The organism is Massilia polaris (assembly GCF_012927275.1).
In the GTDB taxonomy this organism is placed as follows: domain Bacteria; phylum Pseudomonadota; class Gammaproteobacteria; order Burkholderiales; family Burkholderiaceae_D; genus Telluria_A; species Telluria_A polaris.
Genome location: NZ_JABBGG010000007.1, coordinates 73494 through 95559 on the forward strand (window position 1 = coordinate 73494; position 22066 = coordinate 95559).

Below are 22066 nucleotides of genomic sequence, written 5' to 3' on the forward strand. Positions count from 1 at the left end.
CTTCAATCTCAGACCGGTACCGATTTCTGCAGCTGCAGCACCAGGTCGCGGCTGGCGAGCGCGGTGCCGTGGGTCGACTTGAGCGGCCGCAGGCGGTGCGCGCATACCGGCACCAGCACGGCCTGCACGTCCTCGGGGATCACGTGGTCGCGTCCCTCCAGCGCGGCCCAGGCGCGCGCCGCCTGCAGCAGCGCGATCGCGGCGCGCGGCGACAGGCCTTCGGCGAACAGCCCGTCGCGGCGCGACGCCTGCGCCAGCGCCTGGACGTAATCGACCAGCGCGGCCGACGTATGGATCTGGCGCAGCGCCTGCTGCGCGGCCGCCAGTTCGGACGGCTGCATCGCCGGCTGCAGGGTCTTGAGCATGCTGCGCCTGTCCTCGCCCATCAGCAGCGCGCGCTCGGCGGCGGCGTCCGGATAGCCCAGCGACAGGCACATCAAAAAACGGTCCAGCTGCGATTCGGGCAGCGGGAAGGTGCCGACCTGGTGGGTCGGGTTCTGGGTGGCGATCACGAAGAAGGGTTCGGGCAGGGCGCGCGTGACGCCGTCCGCCGTGACCTGGCGTTCTTCCATCGCTTCGAGCAGGCCCGATTGGGTCTTCGGCGTGGCGCGATTGATCTCGTCGGCCAGCAGCACCTGGGTAAAGATCGGGCCGGCGTGGAACACGAAGCCGTTCTTTTCGCGCTCGTACACCGAGATGCCGGACACGTCGGCCGGCAGCAGGTCGCTGGTGAACTGGACCCGGTTGAAGCGCAGGCCGAGCGAGATGGCCAGCGCGTGCGCCAGCGTGGTCTTGCCGACGCCGGGCACGTCCTCGACCAGCAGGTGGCCGCCGGCCAGCAGGCAGGTCAGGGCCTGCCGTACCTGCCGGTCCTTGCCGACGATAACTGTGCCAACCTGGCGCGCAACGGCGTGCAATTTTTCAAACATGTGCATCCCTGTGTAGCGTAAAGACAGCCGCTGGCGTGTTAGATTAGCGCCATCGAGCCACTTAATCATCCGTCATTCGTTTCGTCGATTCTATGCGAGAACGGCAGAGCCGTGCGGGATTGATGACAGCGCCACAGAAGCGGAGAACATGAGTACAGCAATTTACAGCCACATCGACTGCCGCATGCACGAGATGGGCGAATGGCATCCCGAATCGCCCGCGCGCCTGCAGGCGATCGAGGACCAGCTGATCCTGGCGCGCATCGACGGCCTGGTCGAGCGCCGCGAAGCGCCGCTGGCCGAGCTGCCGATCATCGCCCGCAACCACTCGCTTGACGCCATCGCGCGGGTGCGCGACAACGTGCCGGCCGAGCCAGGCGAGTACTACCCGCTCGATAACGACACCATGCTCAACTCGTGGAGCTACAAGGCCGCGCTGCGCGCCGCCGGCGCCGCGGTCGCCGCCACCGATGCGGTCATCGCCGGCAGCATCGACAACGCCTTCTGCTCGATCCGCCCGCCGGGCCATCACGCGCGTCCCGGCGAAGCGATGGGCTTCTGCCTGTTCAACAACGTGGCCATCGCCGCGCGCCACGCGATGGAATCGCATGGCCTCAAGCGCGTCGCCATCGTCGACTTCGACGTCCATCACGGCAACGGCACCGCCGAATCCTTCCGCGACGACCCGCGCGTGCTGATGGCCAGCTTCTTCCAGCATCCGTTCTACCCTTACAGCGAACCGGAACCGGTCAGCGCCACCCACGTCAACATCCCCGTGCCCGCATACAGCAAGGGCGACGTCGTGCGCCAGCTGGTGCTCGAACACTGGCTGCCCGCGCTGCACGCGCACCGCCCCGAAATGATCTTTATCTCGGCCGGCTTCGACGCCCACCGCGACGACGACATCGGCCAGATGGGACTGGTCGAGGCCGACTACGCCTGGATCACCCAGCAGCTGATGGCGGTCGCCCGCGAACATGCGCAGGGGCGCATCGTCAGCTGCCTCGAAGGCGGCTACAACCTGTCGGCGCTCGCCCGCAGCGTCGTCGCCCACATCAAGGTGCTTGCCGAGCTCGACTGATTTTGGGGTTTTGTCTCCATAAACTCACAGTTGCGGCTTTCTCAACCGTGCGGATTGACATGCATATATCCGCTCGGTAAATTCATTGCTGAACGGCAGCACGCTCGTTCTATTTCCATTCTTCCCGCCTAGCCGTCTCACCCGATTGTTTCGTCCGTTGTCCCATACAAGGAGAAATAAATGAGTCGATTCACGCGCATTTTCGTCACGCTCTTCGTCCTCGCGCTGACCGCCGCATCCAGCCTGGCCAGCGCCGCCAACTACACGCTCTGGATCAACGGGCGCACCGGCGGCGGCGTGGTCGGCAATTACAACAGCTTTACCTATTGGGGGCCGGGCACGACGGCTGCGGGCGTGAACAAGAAATCGGTGAACTGGGACGGCTACAACAGCATCTCCTCGCAGAACGGCAAGATCCGCGACGCGCTCGACTGCTTCTGCACCGGCGCCAACTGGTGCTACGTCGCCACCCACAGCGCGGGCGACCTGATGATGGGCTACACGCTGGCCAACTATGGCAGCTCGGCGCGCCTGAAGAAGAACGCGACGCCGAATACGGCTGGCGTGTGCGGCAATTCGGACGGCAGCGCGCAGACCGGCTGGAATATTAAATGGGTGCGCGCCGCCTCCGGTGCGGGCGGCGGCTCCGAGCTGTCCGACGCCGGCTCGTGGACCACCTCCGAGCCGCTGGTCAAGGACCTGAAGACCACCACCGCGCGCGCCATGTACAACCACAATGCGACCGCCAACGTCTGGTTCTACATGTACGCCGGCGCCAAGGGCACGGCCTACTCGGGCATCCTGCCGGGCCAGGACGACGAGGCCGTGGCCTACCACAGCACCGGCGGCGTGGCCGGCAGTTCGGGCGGCTCCTACTGCAACCCAAGCGACTGGTTCTGCAACGACCTGTCGCTCGGCACGGCCGCAAATGAAGGCGGCAATGCGAAGTGGAGCTACCACTCGGTCTCGTTCAGGGACGATAACGAGAGCTACAACCACTACGCCAACGGCAACTGGGGCGGCATTGTCGGCGTAGTACGCACCGCGGTGGTCAATAGTGCCTACTAAGCGTCCAAAGCTGGCGCTGGCGGCAGCCGGCGTCGCCATCGTGGCGGCGCTGGCCATTCTCTTCTGGCCCGAGGCAGGGAGGGGCGCGGCGGCAAGCAGCGGCGCCGCGCCGGTGCGTACCGCCGCCGCCGTGCAGTCGTCCGGCGCGCCGGTCGGCTTGCCGGGGTTGCCCGCCGGCGCCGGGCAAGAGGAGCGCGCGCGCCTGCTGGCCGAGCAGTACCGGAACGCCGACCAGGCGTATTGCAGCTACCACGCCAGCACAAAGTACCCGGTGTCCTCGCGCCCGATCGCCGAGCATCCGGACCAGGTCTATCCGAACCAGCCGGTGGTCGAAATCCAGCCGATGCGCGGCGAGGGAGGCCGCGGCGCCGATCCGAACGTGCTGGTCCAGACCTCGCAGTCGCGCGTGTTCATGGTGGCCGGCGAAGCGGTGGCGTTCTCGCTGCGCGCCGTCAACGCACAAGGTGGCGCCTTGCCGCTGGTGGTCACGCGCGCGGTTGCGGGCGGCATGACGTTTGGCGCCAGCCGGCCCGCCGCGCAGGTATCGCTGCCGTTTGCCGACGATGGCGCCGGCGCCGATCCGGTCGGCGGCGACAGCCATTTCGCCGCGTTGCTGGCGCCGGCGCAAACCTCGCTCGCCCAGTTCAACGGCACCATCCGCACCGAGGTGCGCTATACCGTCAACGGCCGCGCGGGTGTCGCGCTGTTCGACGTGAACTACAGTCCCGAAGTGCCGGCCACCTGGGCCGGCCAGGCGCGCGAAGTGATCGAGGACGGCTCGCTGTCGTACGTTTTGAAAGCCGATGTGCGCCAGGCCGGGCGCTACATCGTGACCGGCCGCGTCGACGACGCGAAGGGCAAGCCGTTCGCGCTGGCGACCTTCAACGACGTGCTGCGCGCCGGCCCCAACGACATCAGGCTGACGGTGTTCGGCAAGCTCCTGCATGACAAGGCGCCGGCCATGCCGCTGACCCTGCGCGACGTCGACGGCTACCTGCTGAAGGAAAACGTCGACCCGGACCGCGCCTTGATGCCGCGCCTCGCGGGCAGGGTGGTAGCGGGCAAGCCGCATCCGCTGCGCAGCTTCTCGGATACCGAATATGCGGGCGAGGAGCGTACCCGCCACCTGGCCGAATTCGCGAACGACGCCAGCCGGGCGAAAGACGCGCTGGCAGCCTTCGATCCCGCGCGGCCGCTTCCGGCCAGCCAGTGCGACGCCAGTGCCGTAAAATAGCGGTTCTACAGAGGATTTTGAAAGCGCAGCATGTCGATACAATGGTACCCGGGCCACATGAACGCCGCCCGCAAGAAGGCGGCGGAGCAGATGGAGAACACCGACCTGGTGATCGAAGTGCTGGACGCGCGCCTGCCAGAGGCGAGCTGCAACCCGATGGTCGAGGAACTGCGGCTGTTCCGCCAGCGCCCCTGCCTGAAGATCCTCAACAAGGTCGACCTGGCCGACCCGGAAGCGACCAGGGCCTGGAGCGCCTTCTACGACGCCCAGGAAGGCGTGACCGCGTATCCGATGACCACCAAGAAGCCGGCCGACGTGGCGCGCATCCCGGACCTGTGCCAGTCGCTGGCGCCGCACCGCGGCGTGCCGACCAAGCCGCTGCGCATCATGATCATGGGGATCCCGAACGTCGGCAAATCGACCCTGATGAACGCGCTGCTGAAGAAAAAGGTCGCCAAGGTGGGCGACGAGCCGGCCGTCACCAAGATGCAGCAGAAGCTCTACCTCGGCAAGAACACCATCCTGGTCGACACGCCCGGCATGCTGTGGCCGAAAATCGCGATGGCCAGCGACGGCCTGATGCTGGCGGCCAGCCATGCGATCGGTTCGAACGCGCTGATCGAGGAAGAGGTGGCCGTGTTCCTGGCCGAGGTGCTGCTGGAACGCTATCCGCATTTGCTGACCGCGCGTTATGGCTTCAAGCTCGAAGGCATCGACGCGATTGGCGTGGTCGAAGGCGTGGCCGCGCGCCGCGGCTTCCGCCAGAAGGGCGGCGACCTCGATTTCGAGAAGGCCGCGCACACCTTCCTGCAGGATTACCGCAGCGGGGCGCTGGGGCGCATCAGCCTCGAGACGCCGGAAACCCGCGCTGCCCGCCTGATGCAGCATGACGCGGAAATGGCGGCGAAGGCGGCCAGGGCCGCTGCCGCCGCCGCCGAAAAAGCCGAGCGCAACGCCCGCGGCAAGCGCGGGTCTTGATTCGTCCGAAAGGACCTTACTTCAGGTCGCGCCACCATGACGTGCCGGCATGCGGCCGCGTGAGGTCGAGCGGCTCGCCCATTTCGGGCGTCGTCAATGCCACGCCAGCCGTTGCCGCCAACGCGGCGATCCGGTCGAACGGTTCCTGCCATGGATGGAGGCCCAGGTCGAACGTTCCATTATGGACCGGCAGCAGCCAGGCTGCGCCCAGGTCGAGGAACGCCTGCATCGTCTCTTCCGGCTGCATGTGGACGTCCGGCCACTGCTCGTCATACGCACCCGTTTCCAACAAGGCCACGTCGAAGGGCCCATATTTGGCGCCAATCTCCTTGAAGCCGTCAAAGTAACCGGTATCGCCACTGAAGAAGATCTTCAGGTCGTCGTGCTGGATCACCCAGGAAGCCCACAGGGTCGCGTTGCCATCGTTGATGCCGCGTCCGGAGAAATGCTGCGCGGGCGTGGCCACAAAGCGCACCGCGCCGAACTCGGCGCCCTCCCACCAGTCGAACTGGCGCACCTTCGCGGGATCGACGCCCCAGTCGAGCAGGATATCGCCCACGCCCAGGGGCGTCAGGAAGTACGAGGTCTTGGCGGCAAGCGCCATGATTGCCGCACGGTCGAGATGGTCGTAGTGGTCATGGGACAAAATGACGGCCTTGATCGGTGGCAGGTCATCGATGTCAAGCGGCGGCGCATGGAAGCGCGCAGGGCCGGCCCACTGTACCGGCGAGGCGCGTTGCGAGAAGACCGGATCGGTCAGGTAAAACTCTCCGGCCAGTTTGAACAGCATGGTCGAATGGCCCAGGCGATAGAGCGTATTGTCCGGCGCTGCAAGAAGCGCGCTCGTGCTCAGGGGACGTTCGGGAACGGCCTGGAGCGGCGCGGTACCGGCAGGCTTATTGAAAAAGAAGGTCCAGGCAAGGCGCACCATGTCGCCGGTACTTTGTTTGTGCATGGGTACCGGGTTATTTAAAGCGAAGATCGTGGAAGCGCAGCAGGCGGGAGTGGTGAACAAGACGATCCCTGCCGAGCATCTCCTGTCACTCGTGCTGCGCCTGAGCACCGTTCAGCTCGACTACTGCAATCTCGACAAGCGGGGCAGTACAGAACTGCGCGCCTCGATGATGGAAGCCGTGCGCCGGGTGGTGGCGCCGTAGACGGTGACGAACCCGCTACGGTTGCCGCGCCTGTCCGAAGCGAAAGCTCGACACCGCCAGGCTGCCGAAGAATTCATCCTCGTGGTACACGCAGGCCGCCGCTTCATGCTCGGCCGCGCCATACGCGACCAATAGCGGCATCAGGTGTTCCTCGCGCGGATGCGCCATGCGCGCGTACGGCGCCTGGTCCCAGTGCAGCAGCGCGCCGGTGCGCTCGGACGGCGCCAGCTCCAGCAAGGCAAAGCGCAGCCAGTCGTCGAACTTGTGCGACGCCAGCCGTCCGCCCGGGCCGAACTGGTGCAGGTTGTGATAACTCAGCCCGCTCCCGATAATCAACACGCCTTCGCCGCGCAAGGGCGCCAGCGCGCGCCCCGCATCCACATGCGCCTGCGGGTTGAAGCCATGGCGCAGCGACAGCTGCACCACCGGCACGTCCGCCTGCGGATAGACCGGGTACAGCATGCTGAAGGTGCCGTGGTCGAAGCCGCGGTTCGGATCGAGTCCGGCGTTGAACCCGGCCTGCGCCAGCAGGATCGCGGCGCGCGCGGCCAGCTGCGGCGCGCCGGGCGCCGGATATTTGACCTGGTAAGTATGGGACGGGAAGCCGCCGTAGTCGTAGATCATTCCGGGCGCGGCGCTTGACGACAGCGTGAACTCGCGCTCTTCCCAGTGGCCCGACACCACCAGCACGGCGTTGGGACGAACGCCGACCTGGCGCGGGATGTCGGCCAGCGACGCTTCCAGCACGTCGTAGGTCGAGCCATACTGCTCCTTCATGAACGGCCACGGGCCGCCGCCATGCGACAGGAAATAGGTGGGTAGCGCGTCTTCCATGCGTCCTCCGTTGCCAAAGACCTCGATGCCGATTCTGGCACAACGGGCCTTGCGCTTATAATATCGGTGTTTTGGTGCCCGCCGGCGTAGTCACGCCGGCAGTTAAACGGGAAACACGACGCTGCTGCGCAAACGCCGGCGGCCAACGTGTGCTGCCCCCGCAACGGTAAACAAGCGTCGCCGCATGCCGGCGACTGGCCGCCCCGAACACCACTGTGCCCCGGCATAGGAAGGTGGGGCGGTCTGTCTTGCGAGCCCGGATACCGGCCAGGACAGGTGGAAGCGCGTGCCGAACGCCCGCGCCTTCCGTTGAATCCGGCTTGCGGGGACGCAGGCCGGATGCTCACATTCGAAAAAAAGCACCATGAACATTCACGCAGCATTTTGCCGCGCACCGGCCGCCAGGCCGCTTGCGCTCGCCCTCGCACTTTCCGCCTGCTTTACCGTTTCCGCCAACGCCCAGCAAACCATGCCATCGGTCGTCGTGACCGGCGCGCGCTTTGCCAGCGACCCGTCGCTGTACCCGATCGCCGCCACCGTCATCGACGCCGGCCAGATCCGCCGCGCCGGCGTCACCGACGTCAACCAGGCGATCCGCAAGCTCGGCGGCGTCTACGGCCGCCAGAGCCTGGACGGCTCGCCCGACTTCAGCCTCGACCTGCGCGGCTTCGGCTCCAACAGCAGCCAGAATATGGTCGTCGTGCTCGACGGCGTGCGCATGTCGGAAAATGAACTGAGCGGACCGATCCTGTCGACCATCCCGATCGACACGGTCGAACGCATCGAGATCGTGCGCGGCGGCGCCAGCGTGCTGTATGGCGACGGCGCCACCGGCGGCGTGATCCAGATCGTCACCAAGCGCGCGGCGAAGAACGAAGGCCGCGGCATGCTGAGCCTCGAAGCGGGGCAGTTCGGCCTGCGCGAAGTGCGCGCCAGCGCCGCCCGCAGCTGGGATGCATTCGCGCTCGACGCCTCGATCAGCGACCTCGAGACCGACAACTACCGCGACCACAACCGCTTCGACAACCGCAGCTTCAGCGGCGGCCTGCAATGGACGACGGAGGCCGGCCGTGTCGCCGTGCGCGTCGACAGCGCGCGCCAGGATGCCGAGTTCCCGGGCTCCCTCAGCCTGCTGCAGTTCGAAACCAACCCTGAGATGGCCAGCACGCCGCGCGACTTCGGCGGACTCGAATCCGACCGCGTGACGGCGCTGTTCGAGCACCGTATCGGTTCGACCGACTTCGCCGCCGAACTGTCGCACCGCGAAAAGACCGTGTCGGCCACCTATTACTTCACCTTCGGCGGCATCACCAGTCCGTCGGCCGCCACCTACGACAGCCGCCAGACCCAGTTCTCGCCGCGCCTGCGCCACCTGACGCAGTTCGACGGCAAGCTGAATGAATTCGTGGCCGGCATCGACCTGATCCGCTGGACCCGCGCAACCGAATCCGGGTTCTCGGCAGCCGACGCCACGCAGGATTCGAAGGCGCTGTACCTGCGCGACGAAATCCGCTGGAATGCCGCCCACAACAGCCGCCTGGCACTGGGCGTGCGGCGCGAATCGTTCGACAAGGAGACCGTCGATGCGCTGGCGTTCCCGGCGCTCGACGAGCGCGTCAAGCAGTCGCAGACCGCATGGGAAGTGCAGGCCAGCCAGGACGTGGCGCCGCTGCTGAAGGTGTACGCCAAGGCAGGCCGCAGCTACCGCATGCCTAACTCGGACGAGAACGCGTTCCGTTCCGGCCCGTCGCCATTGAGGGCGCAAACCTCGCGCGACCTCGAACTGGGCGCGGCGTTCGGCCCTGCCGATCACCAGGTCGGCGCGCGCGTGTTCCGCCACAAGATCGAAGACGAGATATTCTACGACCCGACCATCAACTTCGGCGTCAACACCAACCTCGATCCGACCCGCCGCCAGGGCGTGGAACTCGACGCCAAAGCGCGCATCGCCGCCGACTGGCGCCTGACCGCGAGCCTGCAGCACGTGAAGGCGGAGTTCACCGACGGCCCCAACGCCGGCCGCGAAATGGTGCTGGTGCCCGAGAACGTGGTGTCCGCGCGCCTGTCGTGGGCGCCGGCCGGCGGCCATAGCGCCGATGTCGGCGTGCAGTGGGTCGACAGCCAGCGCTTCGGCAACGACTTCACCAACAACTGCGGCGCGCGCATCCCGGCCTATACCACCGTGGACGCACGCTACGCCCGCAAGGTCGGGCAGTGGGAGTTCGCGCTGGCGGGGCTGAACCTGGGCGACAAGCAGTACTACAGCAACGCCTTCATCTGCCGCGGTGGCATCTACCCGGCCGATGGCCGCCAGTTGCGGGTCTCCGCCCGCTACGACTTCTAAGGCTGCCGCATGATCCACACTGCGACCCGCTACCGCACCTTGCTCGCGCTGCTGTCGTCGGCAGCGCTGCTGGTGCTGCTCGGGTCCGGCATGGTCGGCTCGGTCGGCATTCCGCTGGCCGAGCTGCCGGCGGCGCTGGCCGGGGAGGGCGGCATGGCGTCGACGCTGCTCGACCTGCGCCTTGGACGCGCCTGTGCCGCATTCGCCACCGGCGCCGCGCTGGCGCTGGCCGGCGTGATGATGCAGGCGCTGCTGCGCAACCCGCTGGCCGATCCCTACGTGCTGGGCATCTCCAGCGGCGCTGCGGTCGGCGCGCTGGCGGCGCTGCTGGGCGGGGCCGCATTGTGGATGGTGGACCTCGGCGCGCTGGCCGGCGCGGTCGGCGTATCGGCCGTGCTGTACCTGCTGGCGCGGCGCGACCTCGGCGGCGGCGCCTTGCGCGACGCGCCCGCCGACCCCAATACCTTGCTGCTGACCGGCGTCATCCTCGCCGCGGCATGCATGGCGCTGGTCACCCTGATGCTGTCCATCGCACCGGAATCGCGGCTGCGCGGCATGGTGTTCTGGATGGTCGGCGACCTGTCCGGAGCAGGGTGGCGCGTGCTGCCCTGGCTGATCCTGGCAGGCGCCTTGCTGTTCGCGCTGCGCAGCGCGCGCCAGCTCAACGTGATGGCGCTGCACGCGGACGCCGCCGCCACCCTCGGCGTCGATGTCGGCCGGCTGCGCCGCTCGCTGTTTATTTGTTCCGGCATCCTGACTGCGAGCGCGGTGACGACCGCCGGCAGCATCGGCTTCGTCGGCCTGATCGTGCCACACGCCTGCCGCCACGCGTTCGGGCCCGATCACCGCGTGCTGCTGCCCGCCGCGGCAATTACCGGCGGCGCCTTCCTGGTGCTGGCCGATACCCTGGCGCGCACCGTGCTCGCACCGCAGCAGCTGCCGGTCGGCGTGCTGACGTCGCTGATCGGCGTGCCGGTGTTCCTGTTCCAGCTGCACCAGCTGAAGTTGCGCCGGCCATGATCGAAACTTTCTCCCTTACCCTGCGCGCCGGTGAGCGCACCCTGGTCGACGCGCTGTCGTGGAAGGCGTCGCCCGGCCAGCTGTGGTGCATCATTGGCCGCAACGGCGCCGGCAAGAGCACCTTGCTGCGCACCCTGGCGGGCCTGCGCACGCCGGACGGCGGCCGCGCCGCGATCGCCGGGCGCACGCTGGACGGACGCGACGCCGCCGCGCTGGCGCGCGAGCGCTCGTTCCTGGCGCAGTCGCGCAACGACGCCTTTGCCTACCGCGTCATCGAGACGGTCCTGATGGCGCGCCATCCCTACCACGCCGACCGCTACTGGGAAGGCAGCGACGATCACTTCGCGGCGCAGCAGGCGCTGGAGGCGCTCGATGTGCTGCACCTGGCCCAGCGCGACGTGCGCACCTTGTCCGGCGGCGAACGCCAGCGGGTGGCGATTGCCGCGCTGTTGGCGCAGGACACGCCGCTGATGCTGCTGGACGAACCGGCCAACGCGCTCGACCTGGCCCACCAGGTGTCCGCGATGCGGCTGCTCGCGCGCCTGTGCCGCGAACAGCGCAAGACCGTGGTAATGGTCGGCCATGACCTGAACCTCGCGCACAGCGTGGCCACCAACGCGTTGCTGCTGATGGGCGACGGCGGCTGGCTGGCAGGCAGCGCCGAGGAAGTGATGCAGCCGCCGACACTCGGCCGCTGCCTCGGCCATCCGATCGACATGCTCAGGCACGGCGGCCGGACAGTGTTCATCGCCGGCGACGCAACTGCCATTTGAGACCGACATGAACAACACATTCAAGATTATCCTGCTCTCAATCGCGGCATTGTCGCCCGCGGCCCGCGCGGCTATCAGCGTCGTCGACGACGCCGGCAACCGCGTCACCTTGCAGCAGCCGGCGCGGCGCATCATCTCGATGTCGCCGCATGTGACCGAGCTGCTGTTCGCCGCCGGTGGCGGCAACCGCATCGTCGGCGCGATGAACTTCAGCGACTACCCGGAGGCGGCCAAGCGCATCCCCCTGGTCGGCAGCAACAGCCAGATCGACATGGAGCGCGCGGTGGCGCTCAAGCCCGACCTGCTGATCGTCTGGCAAAGCGGGAATACGGCGCGCCAGCTGGAGCAGCTGCGCAGCCTGGGCATACCGGTGTTCTTCAGCGAACCGCGCAAGCTCGACGACGTGGCGACCAGCCTGGCGCGCTTCGGCCAGCTGCTCGGCACCGAGGCGACTGCGCAGAAGGCCGCCGCCACCTACCGCGCCCAGGTCGCCGCGCTGGCCGCGCGCCACAGCAAGCGCCCGACCGTGCGGGTGTTCTACCAGATCTGGGACAAGCCGGTCTACACGCTCAGCGGCGACCATATCGTCAGCGACGCCATCCGCCTGTGCGGCGGCGAGAACATCTTCGCGGGCCTGAAGGTGAAGGCGCCGTCAGTCAGCATCGAAGCAGTCATGCAGGCGAATCCGGAAGCCATCGTCGGCGACCAGCAGCACGGTCCGGACGACGCCGGCATCACGATCTGGAAGCCGTACAAGGCCATGACGGCGGTCGCGCGCGACAACCTGTTCACCTTGAACAGCGAGCTGCTCACGCGCGCCGGGCCGCGCCTCCCGGCTGGCGTGGCGCAGCTGTGCGACCGGCTCGAATCGGCGCGCCAGCGGCGTCCGAAATGAGCGCTGTAATGACAGCCTTGCCCCGCGTTACAGAGGTAAGCAAATGCAATAACCGGGGCGGATCACTGCTTTGCGGGCAAAAAAGTGGTAACCTCCGCTTCGTTGCTTAACTACACTACGAAGGATAATTATGCGTTCCCTGCGTTTTGCCCTTGCCGCCGCGAGCCTGATCGCCAGCACGGCCTTTGCTTCGCCAACCGCGCCGACCAACGGTGTCGAATACATCACGCTGGCCCAGCCGCAGCCCGCGCAAACCGTTGGCAAGAAAGTGGAAGTCATCGAATTCTTCATGTACCACTGCCCGGCCTGTAACGCGCTCGAGCCGACCCTGGCCGCGTGGGTGAAAAAGCAGGGCGACAATATCAACTTCAAGCGCGTGCACATGCCGTTGCAGGGCGCGAACGATCCTGAAGCGCACCTGTACCTGACGCTCGAAGCGATGGGCAAGCTCGAAGAGATGCATCCGAAGGTGTTCCGCGCCTTCCACGTCGAGCGCCAGCGCCTGAACCGCGACGACGCGATCATCGAGTGGGTTGCCAAGAACGGCGTCGACAAGGCCAAGTTCCTCGAATACTGGAACTCGTTCGGCGTGCTGTCGAAGCTGCGCCGCACCCAGCAGGTGCTGGGCGCCTACAAGGTCGATTCGGTACCGACGCTGATCGTCGACGGCCGCTACATGACCTCGCCATCGGTGGTCGGCGCGGCGGTCAAGGGCGCGACCAACGCCAACGTGGCCCAGTCGACGCTGCAAGTGGTCGATGCGCTGGTCGCCAAGGTGCAGAAGGACAAGGGCCTGGTGCCAGCGGCGAAGAAGTAAGCCGTACCATCCTGTGAAGACTCCGCCGCGGCGGAGTTTTTTTTGCCCGTCGGCGGCGTGACTGGAATAAGTGGCCGCGATTGATTAGAATGAAGCGTCTGGCGCCCCCTGGCGGCAACAAGAAAAGGCGACCGAAATGAGCAAAGCAGAAGAAAAACTATTAAAGATTTACGACGGCTCGCGGCCGGACGAGGAAGGCCTGTTCGAGATCCGCTACATCAACCAGCTGGCGTGGACGCTGGTGGTGGTCTTTGCCGGTGTCGTGATCTGGATGTCGATCGCACTGATCAACGCCGAAAACCAGCGCAACGCGCTGATGACAAAGCAGTGCGCCGACCCGGTGTTCAAGGGCGAGGTCGACCGCAAATGCCTGGAGATCGTGGCCTCGCGCGAGCACTGGTGGCAGCACCTGTGGTACGGCGTGACGCACTTGCGTCCCGACGAAGTAAAGTAACCACCAACTCCGCTGCGGCGGAGTTTTTTTATGCTTGCGCGGCCGGCAGCGTGATGACGAAGCGCGCGCCGCCCAGCGGCGACTCGGCCACCGCGATGGTGCCGCCGTGCAGCGTGACGGCCTTCTGCGCGATCGACAATCCCAGGCCGAAGCCGCCGGTGGCGCGGTCGCGGCTGCGGTCGAGCCGATAGAAGGGCTCGAAGATCTTTTCGCGCTCTTCCGCTGGAATGCCGGGGCCGTCGTCATCGACCACGATCTCGATGCTGCCGTCGGCGAGGCGGCGCGCGCCAAGTTCCACCCGGCCCTGCGCGTACTTCTGCGCATTGCGCATCACGTTGCCGATCGCCCGCGCCAGCAGCCGGCGGTCGGCCGTCGCCTCGCCGAGGCCGACCAGTGGCCCGAACGACGGGACCGGGCCGGCCGGGTCGAGCGCATCGCGGCAGCCGGCCAAAGCCGCTGCGAGGTCGAAGGTTTCCAGCTGCAGCGCCTGCGGGCTGTCGAGCCGGGTCATGCTGAGCAGTTCGCCGACCAGCGCGTTCAGTTCCTGCAGGTCGCCTTCCATCGCGGCGATACGGCCTTCCAGCGCCGGGTCGCCGGCGGCGCCGCGCAGCAGTTCAAGCGCGAACTCCAGCCGCGCGATCGGCGTACGCAGTTCATGCGAGACCGAGTGCACCAGGTTGCGCTGGGCGTCCAGCAGCCCCTCGATGCGGGCCGCCATGTGGTCGATCCGTTCGGCCAGCGGATAGATGCTGGCGCTGGGCCGCATGTGCGCGCGCGCCGACAGGTCGCCGGCGCCGAAGTCGTCCGCCACCTTCGACAGCGCCTGCAAGCCGTTCCAGTGCGAGCGCGACCACATCGCGATCGGAATCAGCAGGGCCAGCGCGACGATCACATAACGCACCGCCTCCATCTCGAGCGCCAGCCCGACGTCGATCGGCAGGTCCTGCGCATGGATCACGTCGGCTTCGCTGCCGATGTACTTGTGGCCGGTCAGGTCGACGCGCCGGTAGAACGCCTTGGTGTCGGCGTCCAGCACGACGGCGCCGCTGTCGAGGGCGCCCAGCTGGGCGGCGTCGAGGCGCGAGCGCGCCTGGGTCAGCGGAATCAGGTCGAGTTTGACGCCCGACACCTCGCGCACCTTGTTCAGGCGTTCCAGCCATTCATCGGTGGGGGCTTTGTCGACGTACTGCTCAAGCAAAAAGATCTGGGCGGCGGCCTGGCGGCGCGCGATATCGTCGAGCGGATCGCCGAACAGGCGGCTCATCGCGAAGTAGATGACGAAGGTGGCGGCGGTGATCGACAGCATCACCAGCATGAAGAAACGGAAGAAAATGCGGTTCACAGCCGCCGGCTCCTGTACTGCCCGATATCCCTGGCGTTGAACAAACTTGCCGAAAACATAGTTTTTCTCCCTGAAGCGCATTGTATAAGAGCAGCGCGTTCCGTGGGGAATTACAAATCCACGACAATTGCCTTACATGTCACGGGTGAATGGAAACCCGCCAGTGCCTAAGATAGGCACATGGATTTTCCGTTTGCCCACTGATACGACAAGTGTCGTGGGCTTTTTTTATTCTTGTTCAGTCTGGGCGTAATAAGCGCTGGCCGGTGTGAGGGGAGCGTTGGTAGCATGAGGATTCTGGAGCGTATGATTGGCGCGGTGCCGCTGGCCGGCGTCGTGTTGCTGTCGAGCTGCGGAGGCGGGGGCGATGGCGCCCGCCTGCCAGACCGGCAAGCCAGTCCAGCAGTCATCGTGGGTCAACCGGCTCCATCCGCCAGCACCATCCCGGCTGAACTGTTCTTCACGCGCGCCCGCGAGGAAGTCTGCGCCAATACGCGCAACCGCCTGTTCGTGATCGACGGCAAGCAGGTATTCTGGGACCGCGCCGGCACCTGCGCCGACAATTCCTACGCCCAGCGCCTGTATGGCGCCACGCCTGACGCATTGCTGTGCGAAGCGGGCGACTCCATCATGGGGCCGCGCATCAGCTGCAGCGACGTGGGCGCGCGCGCCATGTTCGACACCATCCTGAAAAACCTCGGCAGCGCTGACCTCGGCCTCGGCAGCGCCCACACGGTTGAATTGCTGAGTTTCCAGCCGGAAAAGCGCGAACCGGTGGCCTTCACGCAAGTGGCCGAGGACGCCTTCTCCGGCGTGCATGAGGCAAAGACGGTCGTGGTTCGCGACGAAGCCGCCTGGTCCAGCCTGTGGGCCGCGCACAGCAACGGCCGCAGCCCGGCGCCGGAGAGGCCGCGCGTCGATTTCGGCAGCAAGATGCTGGTGGCGGTGTTCGGCGGGCAGGGCGGCAATGGGTGCCGCCAGGTGCGCATCGACAAGGTGATGGCAGGCTCGGGCAAGGTCGTGGTCAGTTTCGACGAACGCGACCTCGCCACCTTTGCGGTCTGCACGCAGGCGGCCAGCGCGCCGATGGCGGCCGCCGCCATCCCGCGCAGCGACGCCGTGGTGGAATTCGTCAATATCAATCCGGTGCAGCTGGCGTTCAGGGAACTCGACCGCAGCAGCCGCTCGCTGCTGGTCCAGCCGAAAAACATGGTGGCGCGCGATGGTGCCGCATTTGCCGCGCTGTGGGCCGAACACGGCGGCGCGATGCCGCTGCCGCAGGTGGACTTTACGCGCCACATGGTGATCGGCGTCTTCCTGGGCAGCCGGGAAAACGGCTGCCACTCCACCGCGATCGACAGTGTGGTGCGGGCGAACGGCAAAATTACCGTGGCGCGTACCGACACCGCGCCCGGGCCGGGCGTCATGTGCACGCTGGCGATCGTGCATCCGGCGCACATTGTGATGGTCGAGCGCTCCGAGGCTCCTGTCGAGTTTACGTCACAGGTAAAGGTCCTCAAGTAAGGGAATTGTTGGGTTGCCGGGCGGTACGCCGTAAAATGGCGTCCACCCGAACTCCGACACAATGATAAATGGATAAGCTTCTCGCCCTCGCCCTGGCCGGTGCATGCAGTGCAGCTGCTGCCCAGACGCCCGCCAGCAACCCGATGCCCGACGGCAGCCGCGACATGTATGTCGGGCTGGGCGCCGTCACGGCCCCGGTGTACGAGGGCTCGGGCCAGCGCCGGGTGCGGGCCTTGCCGGTGTTCCAGGCCGCGTGGAGCAACGGGCTGTTCGTTTCCGGCCTGAGCGCCGGCATCCACTTGTCGAACCAGCCGTCGGTCGAATACGGCCCATTGCTGGCAATCCAGCCGCGCCGCAGCGAGTCGGGGCTGTCGGGCGACGTCGGCATGGTGGTCACTGGATCGGACTGGACGCTGGGCCCGCCGGATGTGCAAGGCCCATTCAAGTCGCACAACGGCGATGGCCACCGGCTGATGGGCATGGACGTGCAGCGCACGCGCCTGCAGGCGGGCGGCTTCTTCAATTACTACCCGATGCCGCAGGTTCGCCTGACCAACAGCGTGCTGTATGGTTCCGGCAATGGAGGCAACGGCGCTTTGTGGCGCGTGGGGCTGCAGCACGCCAGCAGGCACCTGGCGCCAAACCATTTCGTCTCGGTCGGGGTCGGCATGACTGTGGCCAACCGCAACCACAACCAGGCCTATTTCGGCGTCACCGAGATCGAGTCGGTGCGCGGATTGAATAAGGAATTTGCGGCCAGCGGCGGTGTCAAGGACGTGCACCTGAACGTCCGCTGGAACTGGTCGTTCAGCCCGTCCTGGCTGGTGACCACCGGCGTGCAGGCATCGCGCCTGCGCGGCAGCGCCGCCGATAGCCCGCTCACCGAGCGGCCGACCAACCTGACCGTCTCGACGGCCCTAGCTTACCGTTTCTGACCATGCGCGTTTACCGTCACCTTCCGGCTGTTGTTGCCATGCTGCTTGCGGCAGGCAGCGGTGCGGCCAGCGCTGCGGCGACCGGGGAGTGGGTCAGCTATCGCGACGCCTACCGCGCGATGGTGGTGTTCGAGAAATACGGCCAGCCGAAGAACTTCATCCAGAGCCACTACCAGGTGATGCCGCGCGAAAAAGGCGTCAGCCTCGACGGCGTGCAGCTCAGCCTGCAGGGCAAGACGATGCAGCTGAACCTGCCGCTCGACGCCGCCGGGCGCTCCGTGTTCCCCTTCCTCAAGGCAGCCTACGACGAGAATGCCGCGCTGGTGCTGAGCCGCAAGGTCGGGCAGTACGTGTTCCGTCCGCGCATATCGATCATCGTCCAGGCCGACGGCCTGTATGAAACTGCGCACCTGCGCGCCGCCTGCGAACAGGCGCTGGCCTGGCAACGCCACACGGACGCCTCGGCTGGCGCGAAGAAATGTGTCGGTGTGCGCTTCGCCTTCACCGGCGCGGCCGGCGAACCGGAGGTCAGGCTGAGGAGGGGAGCTGCGGGAGACACGGTGCTGCCGGCAGTGACGGGCGCGGCGTTCAGCGACGATCCGCACGCCGCCTTCCGCGTGGTCAACTACCGCTTCGCCGAGGGCGCCGACAAGGGGCAGGTCGTGATGACCGATGCGCCGCTGTCGATCGCGGCGCTGATCGAGTAAGCGCCGGGCTTAGGTCCAGGCCGACGGCGAGAACAGGTAGCCCTCGCCCCACACCGTCTTGATTTTTTCCGACTCGGTATCGTCGAACTTGCGGCGCAGCTTGGAGATGCAGTTATCGATGCTGCGGTCCAGGCCATCGAACTCGATCCCGCGCATCTTCTTCAGCAGCGCATCGCGCGACAGCACCGTCCCGGCCGCCTCGGCCAATACCAGCAGCAGCTTGTACTCAGTATTGCTCAGCACACACGGCTGGCCGCGCCACGTGACGCTGCGGTCACTGGTAAAGATCGACAGCGCGCCGAAGGCCAGCACGCCGGTCTCGGGAGCTGCCTTGTTCTGGGCGCGCCGCATCAATGCGCGCAGGCGGGCCAGCAGCACGCGCGGCTGCACCGGCTTGTTGACGAAATCGTCCGCGCCCTGTTCCAGTCCGGACACCTCGTCATACGAATCCTCGCGCGCGGTCAGGATCAGGATAGGCACGTCGCCCAAGTCGCGCAACTGGCGGCACACCACCATGCCGTCGAGGCCGGGCAGCATCAGGTCGAGGACCACCACGTCGGGGGAGAGTTCGCGGAAGCGCTGCAGCGCCTCGTCGCCGCGTGTCACGACGTCGACCGAAAACTCGTAAGCCGTCAGGTACTCCGTCACCAGCTGCGCCAGGCGCGCATCGTCTTCAACCAGCAATAATTTATGCATAAGGCTCTCCTAACCGATCATTTTATAAGAGCAAGTAGCAAAAAAGGCGATTGCAGGAACAAGACGACAATACGATACATGTTGATGACAACTTCAGGGGCCACGTGACGGGGTCCGTCCCCGGGGACAGACCCCGAAGTGAGGAAGATTGGCGAAAAAAATCCGCCGGAGCGGATTTTTTAGGCGATGCTTTTAATTAAGCGGCGTTCTGGGCGACGAAGTCCCAGTTGACCAGGCCCCAGAACGATTCGACGTACTTGGCGCGCAGGTTGCGGTAGTCGATGTAGTAGGCGTGTTCCCAGACGTCGCAGGTCAGCAGCGGGGTGTCGCCAGTGGTCAGCGGGGTGCCGGCGTTCGAGGTGTTGACGATGTCGACCGAACCGTCCGCTTTCTTGACCAGCCAGGTCCAGCCGGAACCGAAGTTGCCGACGCACGACTTGGTGAATTCTTCCTTGAACTTGTCGAACGAGCCCCACTTGGCGTTGATCGCGTCAGCCACGGCACCAGTCGCCTGGCCGCCGCCCGCCGGCTTCATGCAGTTCCAGTAGAACGTGTGGTTCCATACCTGGGCCGCATTGTTGAACACGCCGCCGCTCGATTTCTTGACGATCTCTTCGAGCGACATGCTTTCGAACTCGGTGCCCTTGATCAGGTTGTTCAGGTTCGTCACATAGGTCTGGTGGTGCTTGCCGTAGTGGAACTCAAGCGTTTCCTTGGAGATGTGCGGTGCAAGGGCGTCCATCGCGTATGGCAGTGCCGGCAGGGTATGTTCCATGTTGTTGTCCTTTTATTGATTGGGAATGCGTTATTTCTTCAGAAACGACGCTTATTGTAATTCGTCTCAGCTTTCATTGCACATTGCTTCGCGCCGGAAAAAAAACGGGCCTAACCGAGCGCCTTCTGCACACTCGCTACGCCGACCTCGGCAGTACCTTCGGCCAGCCGCACCGTCAACGCTTCGCGTATGCGGATATCGTCAGGGGAGCGCAGTACCTTGCCGCGGCTGTCGCTGACAATGGCATAGCCGCGCTCAAGCGTGCGCTGCGGGTTGAGCAGCTCGAGCTGGGCCGCCAGCGCGCCCAGCGCATCGCGGCGCTGCCCAAGCTGGCTGGCGATGCTGGCAGCGCAGTGGCGCTGCTGCGATGCGAGTTCGGCGCGCAGCGCCCGCACGTCGGGACGGTGGCGCGCCCAGCGCGCGCGCAGCTGCGCCAGCGCGAAACCGTGGCGGTTTACCGGCGCGCGCACCGCATGGGTGAGCGCGGTCGACAGCGCGACCAGCTTCAGGCGCTGGTGCCCGATCTGCGCGGAGGGACTGAGCAGGCGGCGCGTGTAGTTGTCGAGGTTGAGGTTCGCTTCCGACAGCATGCGCCGCATCGCGCGCCGCAGGTCGGTGGCGTCGCCCGACAGCGACGCCATCCAGTCGGCACGCGGGGTGGCCGCCAGTTCGGCCGCCGCCGTCGGCGTGGCCGCGCGCATGTCGGCGGCGAAGTCGGCGATCGTGAAGTCGGTTTCGTGGCCGACGCCGGCGATCACCGGCATGCTGCAGCCGGCAATCGCGCGCGCGACTACTTCTTCGTTGAAGCTCCACAGGTCTTCGATCGAGCCGCCGCCTCGCACCACCAGAAGCACGTCGACTTCGGCGCGGTGCGAGGCGGTCGCGATGGCGTCGGCGATCTTCTGGGCCGCCAGCTGGCCCTGCACCGGGGCAGGGTAGAGCACGATGCGCAGGTGCGGGGCGCGGCGCTGCAGCGCCGTCAGCACGTCGCGCAGCGCGGCCGCTTGCGGGCTGGTGACGATGCCGACCGAGCGCGTGAACATCGGCAGCGCGCGCTTGCGGTCCGGGTCGAACAGTCCCTGCGCGGTCAGCTTGTCCTTCAGGCGCAGGAAGGCTTCATACAGCGCGCCGACGCCGGCCCGGCGGAGCGCCTCGACATTGATCTGGTAGTCGCCGCGCGCGCCATACAGCGTCACCAGCGCGCGCACTTCGACCTTGTCGCCTTCGCGCGGGATGAAGCCGGCGAACTGGGCGCGGCCGCGGAACATCACCGCGCGCACCTGCGCCGCATCGTCCTTGAGCGTGAAATACCAGTGGCCGGAACTGGCGCGCGTGAAGTTCGAGATCTCGCCGCCGATCCAGGTCAGCGGAAAGCTGCGCTCCAGCAGCCGCGCCACTTGCGCGTTCAGCGCGGTCACGGTCAGTACGGGCGGGGCGGCGTGGCCAGGGTCGGCGTCGGGGATTGTTTGCATGGGCTTGAAGGTGTTTCGATGATGCTATTGTCGCAAATCCGTCATGGTATCAAGATCTCGGCAGATGTGATTGATTTTCAAAGAAAGCTGAGTGCCGCGCTAACGACCCAGCCCTCGCTCCCGTATCAGTTCCACCATCCAGTCCACAAACACTCGTACACGGGTACTCAGGTGGCGGTTGGGGGCATACACAATCGACAGCGGAACGCTGGCAGCCTTCCAGTCGCGCAGCAGCGGCACAAGCAGGCCCGAGGCGATGTGCTGCTCCGCGATAAAGGCCGGGGAATGCATCACTCCCAGCCCCGCCAGGCCCGCGGCAAGCATTGCATTGGTGTCGTTGATGCCGACAAAATGCCGTGCCTTTACCTTGACGCGCTCGTTGCCACGCACCAGTTCGATCGGCAGTTGCCGTCCCGTGCCCGCGAAGAAATAGCGGACTAACAGGTGGCCGTTCTCGAGGTCCGACGGATGGTTCGGCACGCCGTGCTTGCGCAGGTACCCGGGTGTCGCGGTGGTGACAAACGGCATGTCGCCGATATGGCGCGCGATCAACGATGGATCCGTAACCGTACCGCTACGCAGCACGCAATCGACCCGGTCGCCTAGCAGGTCCACGGGGCGGTCGCTCACGCCGATGTCGATCTGCAGATCCGGATAGCGGCGCTGGAATTCCGGCAGCGCAGGTATCACCAGCACGGTCGCGATGGTCGCACCCATGTCGACCCGTAATCTTCCGCGCGGATTCGACTGGGCGCTGGCCAAGGCCAGGTCGGCCTCCTGCCATTCGTCGATCAGGCGCGCCATGCGCTCGTAATACGCGGTGCCGTCGTTGGTCGTCGACACGCGCCGCGTCGTCCGGTTCAGCAGCTTGACGTGCAGGTGGGCCTCCAGCGCCTGCACCAGCTTGGTCACCGTGTTGCGCGGCAGGTCGAGCGCGTTGGCCGCTTTGACGAAGCTGCCGGCCTCCACCACCGCTGTAAATGCCCTTACCGCCAGGAACTGATCCATTCCGGCCTCTCCGATTATCACGT

At 66.2% G+C, this 22066-nt stretch carries 22 protein-coding genes and 1 riboswitch; of the genes, 14 read left to right on the plus strand and 8 right to left on the minus strand.

From position 1 onward, the window contains the following. Nucleotides 1–8 precede the first annotated feature (8 nt). Nucleotides 9–929, minus strand: coding sequence for an AAA family ATPase (locus tag HHL21_RS13425; RefSeq protein ID WP_169466669.1), 921 nt, complete (start codon nucleotides 927–929; stop codon nucleotides 9–11). Nucleotides 930–1077: 148 nt separating this feature from the next. Here HHL21_RS13425 and HHL21_RS13430 point away from each other — a divergent pair, with 148 nt between their 5' ends. From HHL21_RS13430 to ylqF, 4 genes are all read left to right on the plus strand, one after another. Further along, nucleotides 1078–2010 (plus strand): histone deacetylase family protein, encoded by a 933-nt coding sequence (locus HHL21_RS13430; RefSeq protein ID WP_169466671.1) that lies wholly within the window; start codon nucleotides 1078–1080, stop codon nucleotides 2008–2010. Nucleotides 2011–2190: 180 nt separating this feature from the next. Beyond that, the gene (locus HHL21_RS13435) at nucleotides 2191–3078 is read left to right on the plus strand and encodes a hypothetical protein (RefSeq protein ID WP_206085776.1); all 888 of its coding nucleotides are present in this window, start codon (nucleotides 2191–2193) and stop codon (nucleotides 3076–3078) included. Then, nucleotides 3068–4312 carry a hypothetical protein gene (locus HHL21_RS13440; protein WP_169466672.1) on the plus strand — a complete coding sequence of 415 codons (1245 nt, stop codon included), beginning with the start codon at nucleotides 3068–3070 and terminating at the stop codon, nucleotides 4310–4312. Before HHL21_RS13435 ends, HHL21_RS13440 begins: the two co-directional genes overlap by 11 nt. A 57-nt stretch (nucleotides 4313–4369) precedes the next feature. After that, nucleotides 4370–5290: a ribosome biogenesis GTPase YlqF gene (gene ylqF / locus HHL21_RS13445; protein ID WP_229496434.1), complete on the plus strand. Its 921-nt coding sequence runs from the start codon at nucleotides 4370–4372 to the stop codon at nucleotides 5288–5290. Nucleotides 5291–5306: 16 nt separating this feature from the next. Here the strand turns inward: ylqF and HHL21_RS13450 are convergent, their stop codons facing one another. Next, nucleotides 5307–6272, minus strand: a complete 966-nt coding sequence (locus HHL21_RS13450; protein ID WP_370659733.1) for an MBL fold metallo-hydrolase — start codon at nucleotides 6270–6272, stop codon at nucleotides 5307–5309. Between HHL21_RS13450 and HHL21_RS13455 the strand changes: the two genes are divergently transcribed. Next, nucleotides 6220–6447 carry a hypothetical protein gene (locus HHL21_RS13455; RefSeq protein WP_169466678.1) on the plus strand — a complete coding sequence of 76 codons (228 nt, stop codon included), beginning with the start codon at nucleotides 6220–6222 and terminating at the stop codon, nucleotides 6445–6447. The two genes, HHL21_RS13450 and HHL21_RS13455, sit on opposite strands and share 53 nt — an antisense overlap. Before the next feature lie 15 nt (nucleotides 6448–6462). Here the strand turns inward: HHL21_RS13455 and HHL21_RS13460 are convergent, their stop codons facing one another. After that, a complete protein-coding gene (locus HHL21_RS13460; protein ID WP_169466680.1) occupies nucleotides 6463–7281 on the minus strand; it encodes a DODA-type extradiol aromatic ring-opening family dioxygenase in 819 nt (272 codons plus the stop codon). A gap of 55 nt (nucleotides 7282–7336) precedes the next feature. Next, nucleotides 7337–7567: riboswitch (cobalamin riboswitch) on the plus strand. A gap of 78 nt (nucleotides 7568–7645) precedes the next feature. Here HHL21_RS13460 and HHL21_RS13465 point away from each other — a divergent pair. From HHL21_RS13465 to HHL21_RS13490, 6 genes are all read left to right on the plus strand, one after another. Then, on the plus strand, nucleotides 7646–9625 hold the full coding sequence (locus tag HHL21_RS13465; RefSeq protein WP_229496400.1) for a TonB-dependent receptor: 1980 nt from the start codon (nucleotides 7646–7648) through the stop codon (nucleotides 9623–9625). Nucleotides 9626–9634: 9 nt separating this feature from the next. Beyond that, nucleotides 9635–10645 (plus strand): FecCD family ABC transporter permease, encoded by a 1011-nt coding sequence (locus HHL21_RS13470; RefSeq protein WP_169466682.1) that lies wholly within the window; start codon nucleotides 9635–9637, stop codon nucleotides 10643–10645. Next, nucleotides 10642–11418 carry an ABC transporter ATP-binding protein gene (locus HHL21_RS13475; protein ID WP_169466684.1) on the plus strand — a complete coding sequence of 259 codons (777 nt, stop codon included), beginning with the start codon at nucleotides 10642–10644 and terminating at the stop codon, nucleotides 11416–11418. Before HHL21_RS13470 ends, HHL21_RS13475 begins: the two co-directional genes overlap by 4 nt. A gap of 7 nt (nucleotides 11419–11425) precedes the next feature. Further along, complete coding sequence (locus tag HHL21_RS13480; RefSeq protein ID WP_169466686.1) at nucleotides 11426–12313, plus strand: cobalamin-binding protein; 888 nt, start codon at nucleotides 11426–11428, stop codon at nucleotides 12311–12313. 130 nt (nucleotides 12314–12443) lie between these two features. Beyond that, nucleotides 12444–13130: a thiol:disulfide interchange protein DsbA/DsbL gene (locus HHL21_RS13485; protein ID WP_169466688.1), complete on the plus strand. Its 687-nt coding sequence runs from the start codon at nucleotides 12444–12446 to the stop codon at nucleotides 13128–13130. A gap of 136 nt (nucleotides 13131–13266) precedes the next feature. Further along, on the plus strand, nucleotides 13267–13584 hold the full coding sequence (locus HHL21_RS13490) for a hypothetical protein (RefSeq protein ID WP_169466690.1): 318 nt from the start codon (nucleotides 13267–13269) through the stop codon (nucleotides 13582–13584). A gap of 28 nt (nucleotides 13585–13612) precedes the next feature. On the opposite strand, the gene HHL21_RS13495 is transcribed toward HHL21_RS13490, so the two are convergent. Then, nucleotides 13613–14926, minus strand: a complete 1314-nt coding sequence (locus tag HHL21_RS13495; RefSeq protein ID WP_169466691.1) for an ATP-binding protein — start codon at nucleotides 14924–14926, stop codon at nucleotides 13613–13615. 288 nt (nucleotides 14927–15214) lie between these two features. On the opposite strand from HHL21_RS13495, the gene HHL21_RS13500 reads away from it, so the two are divergent. The 3 genes from HHL21_RS13500 to HHL21_RS13510 all read left to right on the plus strand — a co-directional run bounded on the left by HHL21_RS13500 (nucleotide 15215) and on the right by HHL21_RS13510 (nucleotide 18092). After that, nucleotides 15215–16450: a protease complex subunit PrcB family protein gene (locus tag HHL21_RS13500; RefSeq protein WP_169466693.1), complete on the plus strand. Its 1236-nt coding sequence runs from the start codon at nucleotides 15215–15217 to the stop codon at nucleotides 16448–16450. Nucleotides 16451–16518: 68 nt separating this feature from the next. Then, entirely contained in the window at nucleotides 16519–17385 is an 867-nt protein-coding gene (locus tag HHL21_RS13505; protein ID WP_169466695.1) for a MipA/OmpV family protein, read from the plus strand. Nucleotides 17386–17423: 38 nt separating this feature from the next. Further along, complete coding sequence (locus HHL21_RS13510; protein ID WP_169466697.1) at nucleotides 17424–18092, plus strand: hypothetical protein; 669 nt, start codon at nucleotides 17424–17426, stop codon at nucleotides 18090–18092. A gap of 9 nt (nucleotides 18093–18101) precedes the next feature. On the opposite strand, the gene HHL21_RS13515 is transcribed toward HHL21_RS13510, so the two are convergent. From HHL21_RS13515 to HHL21_RS13530, 4 genes are all read right to left on the minus strand, one after another. Then, on the minus strand, nucleotides 18102–18788 hold the full coding sequence (locus HHL21_RS13515; RefSeq protein WP_169466699.1) for a response regulator: 687 nt from the start codon (nucleotides 18786–18788) through the stop codon (nucleotides 18102–18104). Between the two features lie 196 nt (nucleotides 18789–18984). Continuing rightward, entirely contained in the window at nucleotides 18985–19563 is a 579-nt protein-coding gene (gene sodB, locus HHL21_RS13520; RefSeq protein WP_169466701.1) for a superoxide dismutase [Fe], read from the minus strand. A gap of 110 nt (nucleotides 19564–19673) precedes the next feature. Then, nucleotides 19674–21035 (minus strand): exodeoxyribonuclease VII large subunit, encoded by a 1362-nt coding sequence (gene xseA, locus HHL21_RS13525; protein ID WP_169466703.1) that lies wholly within the window; start codon nucleotides 21033–21035, stop codon nucleotides 19674–19676. A gap of 99 nt (nucleotides 21036–21134) precedes the next feature. Continuing rightward, nucleotides 21135–22043: a LysR family transcriptional regulator gene (locus tag HHL21_RS13530; RefSeq protein WP_169466705.1), complete on the minus strand. Its 909-nt coding sequence runs from the start codon at nucleotides 22041–22043 to the stop codon at nucleotides 21135–21137. Between the last annotated feature and the right edge of the window lie 23 nt (nucleotides 22044–22066).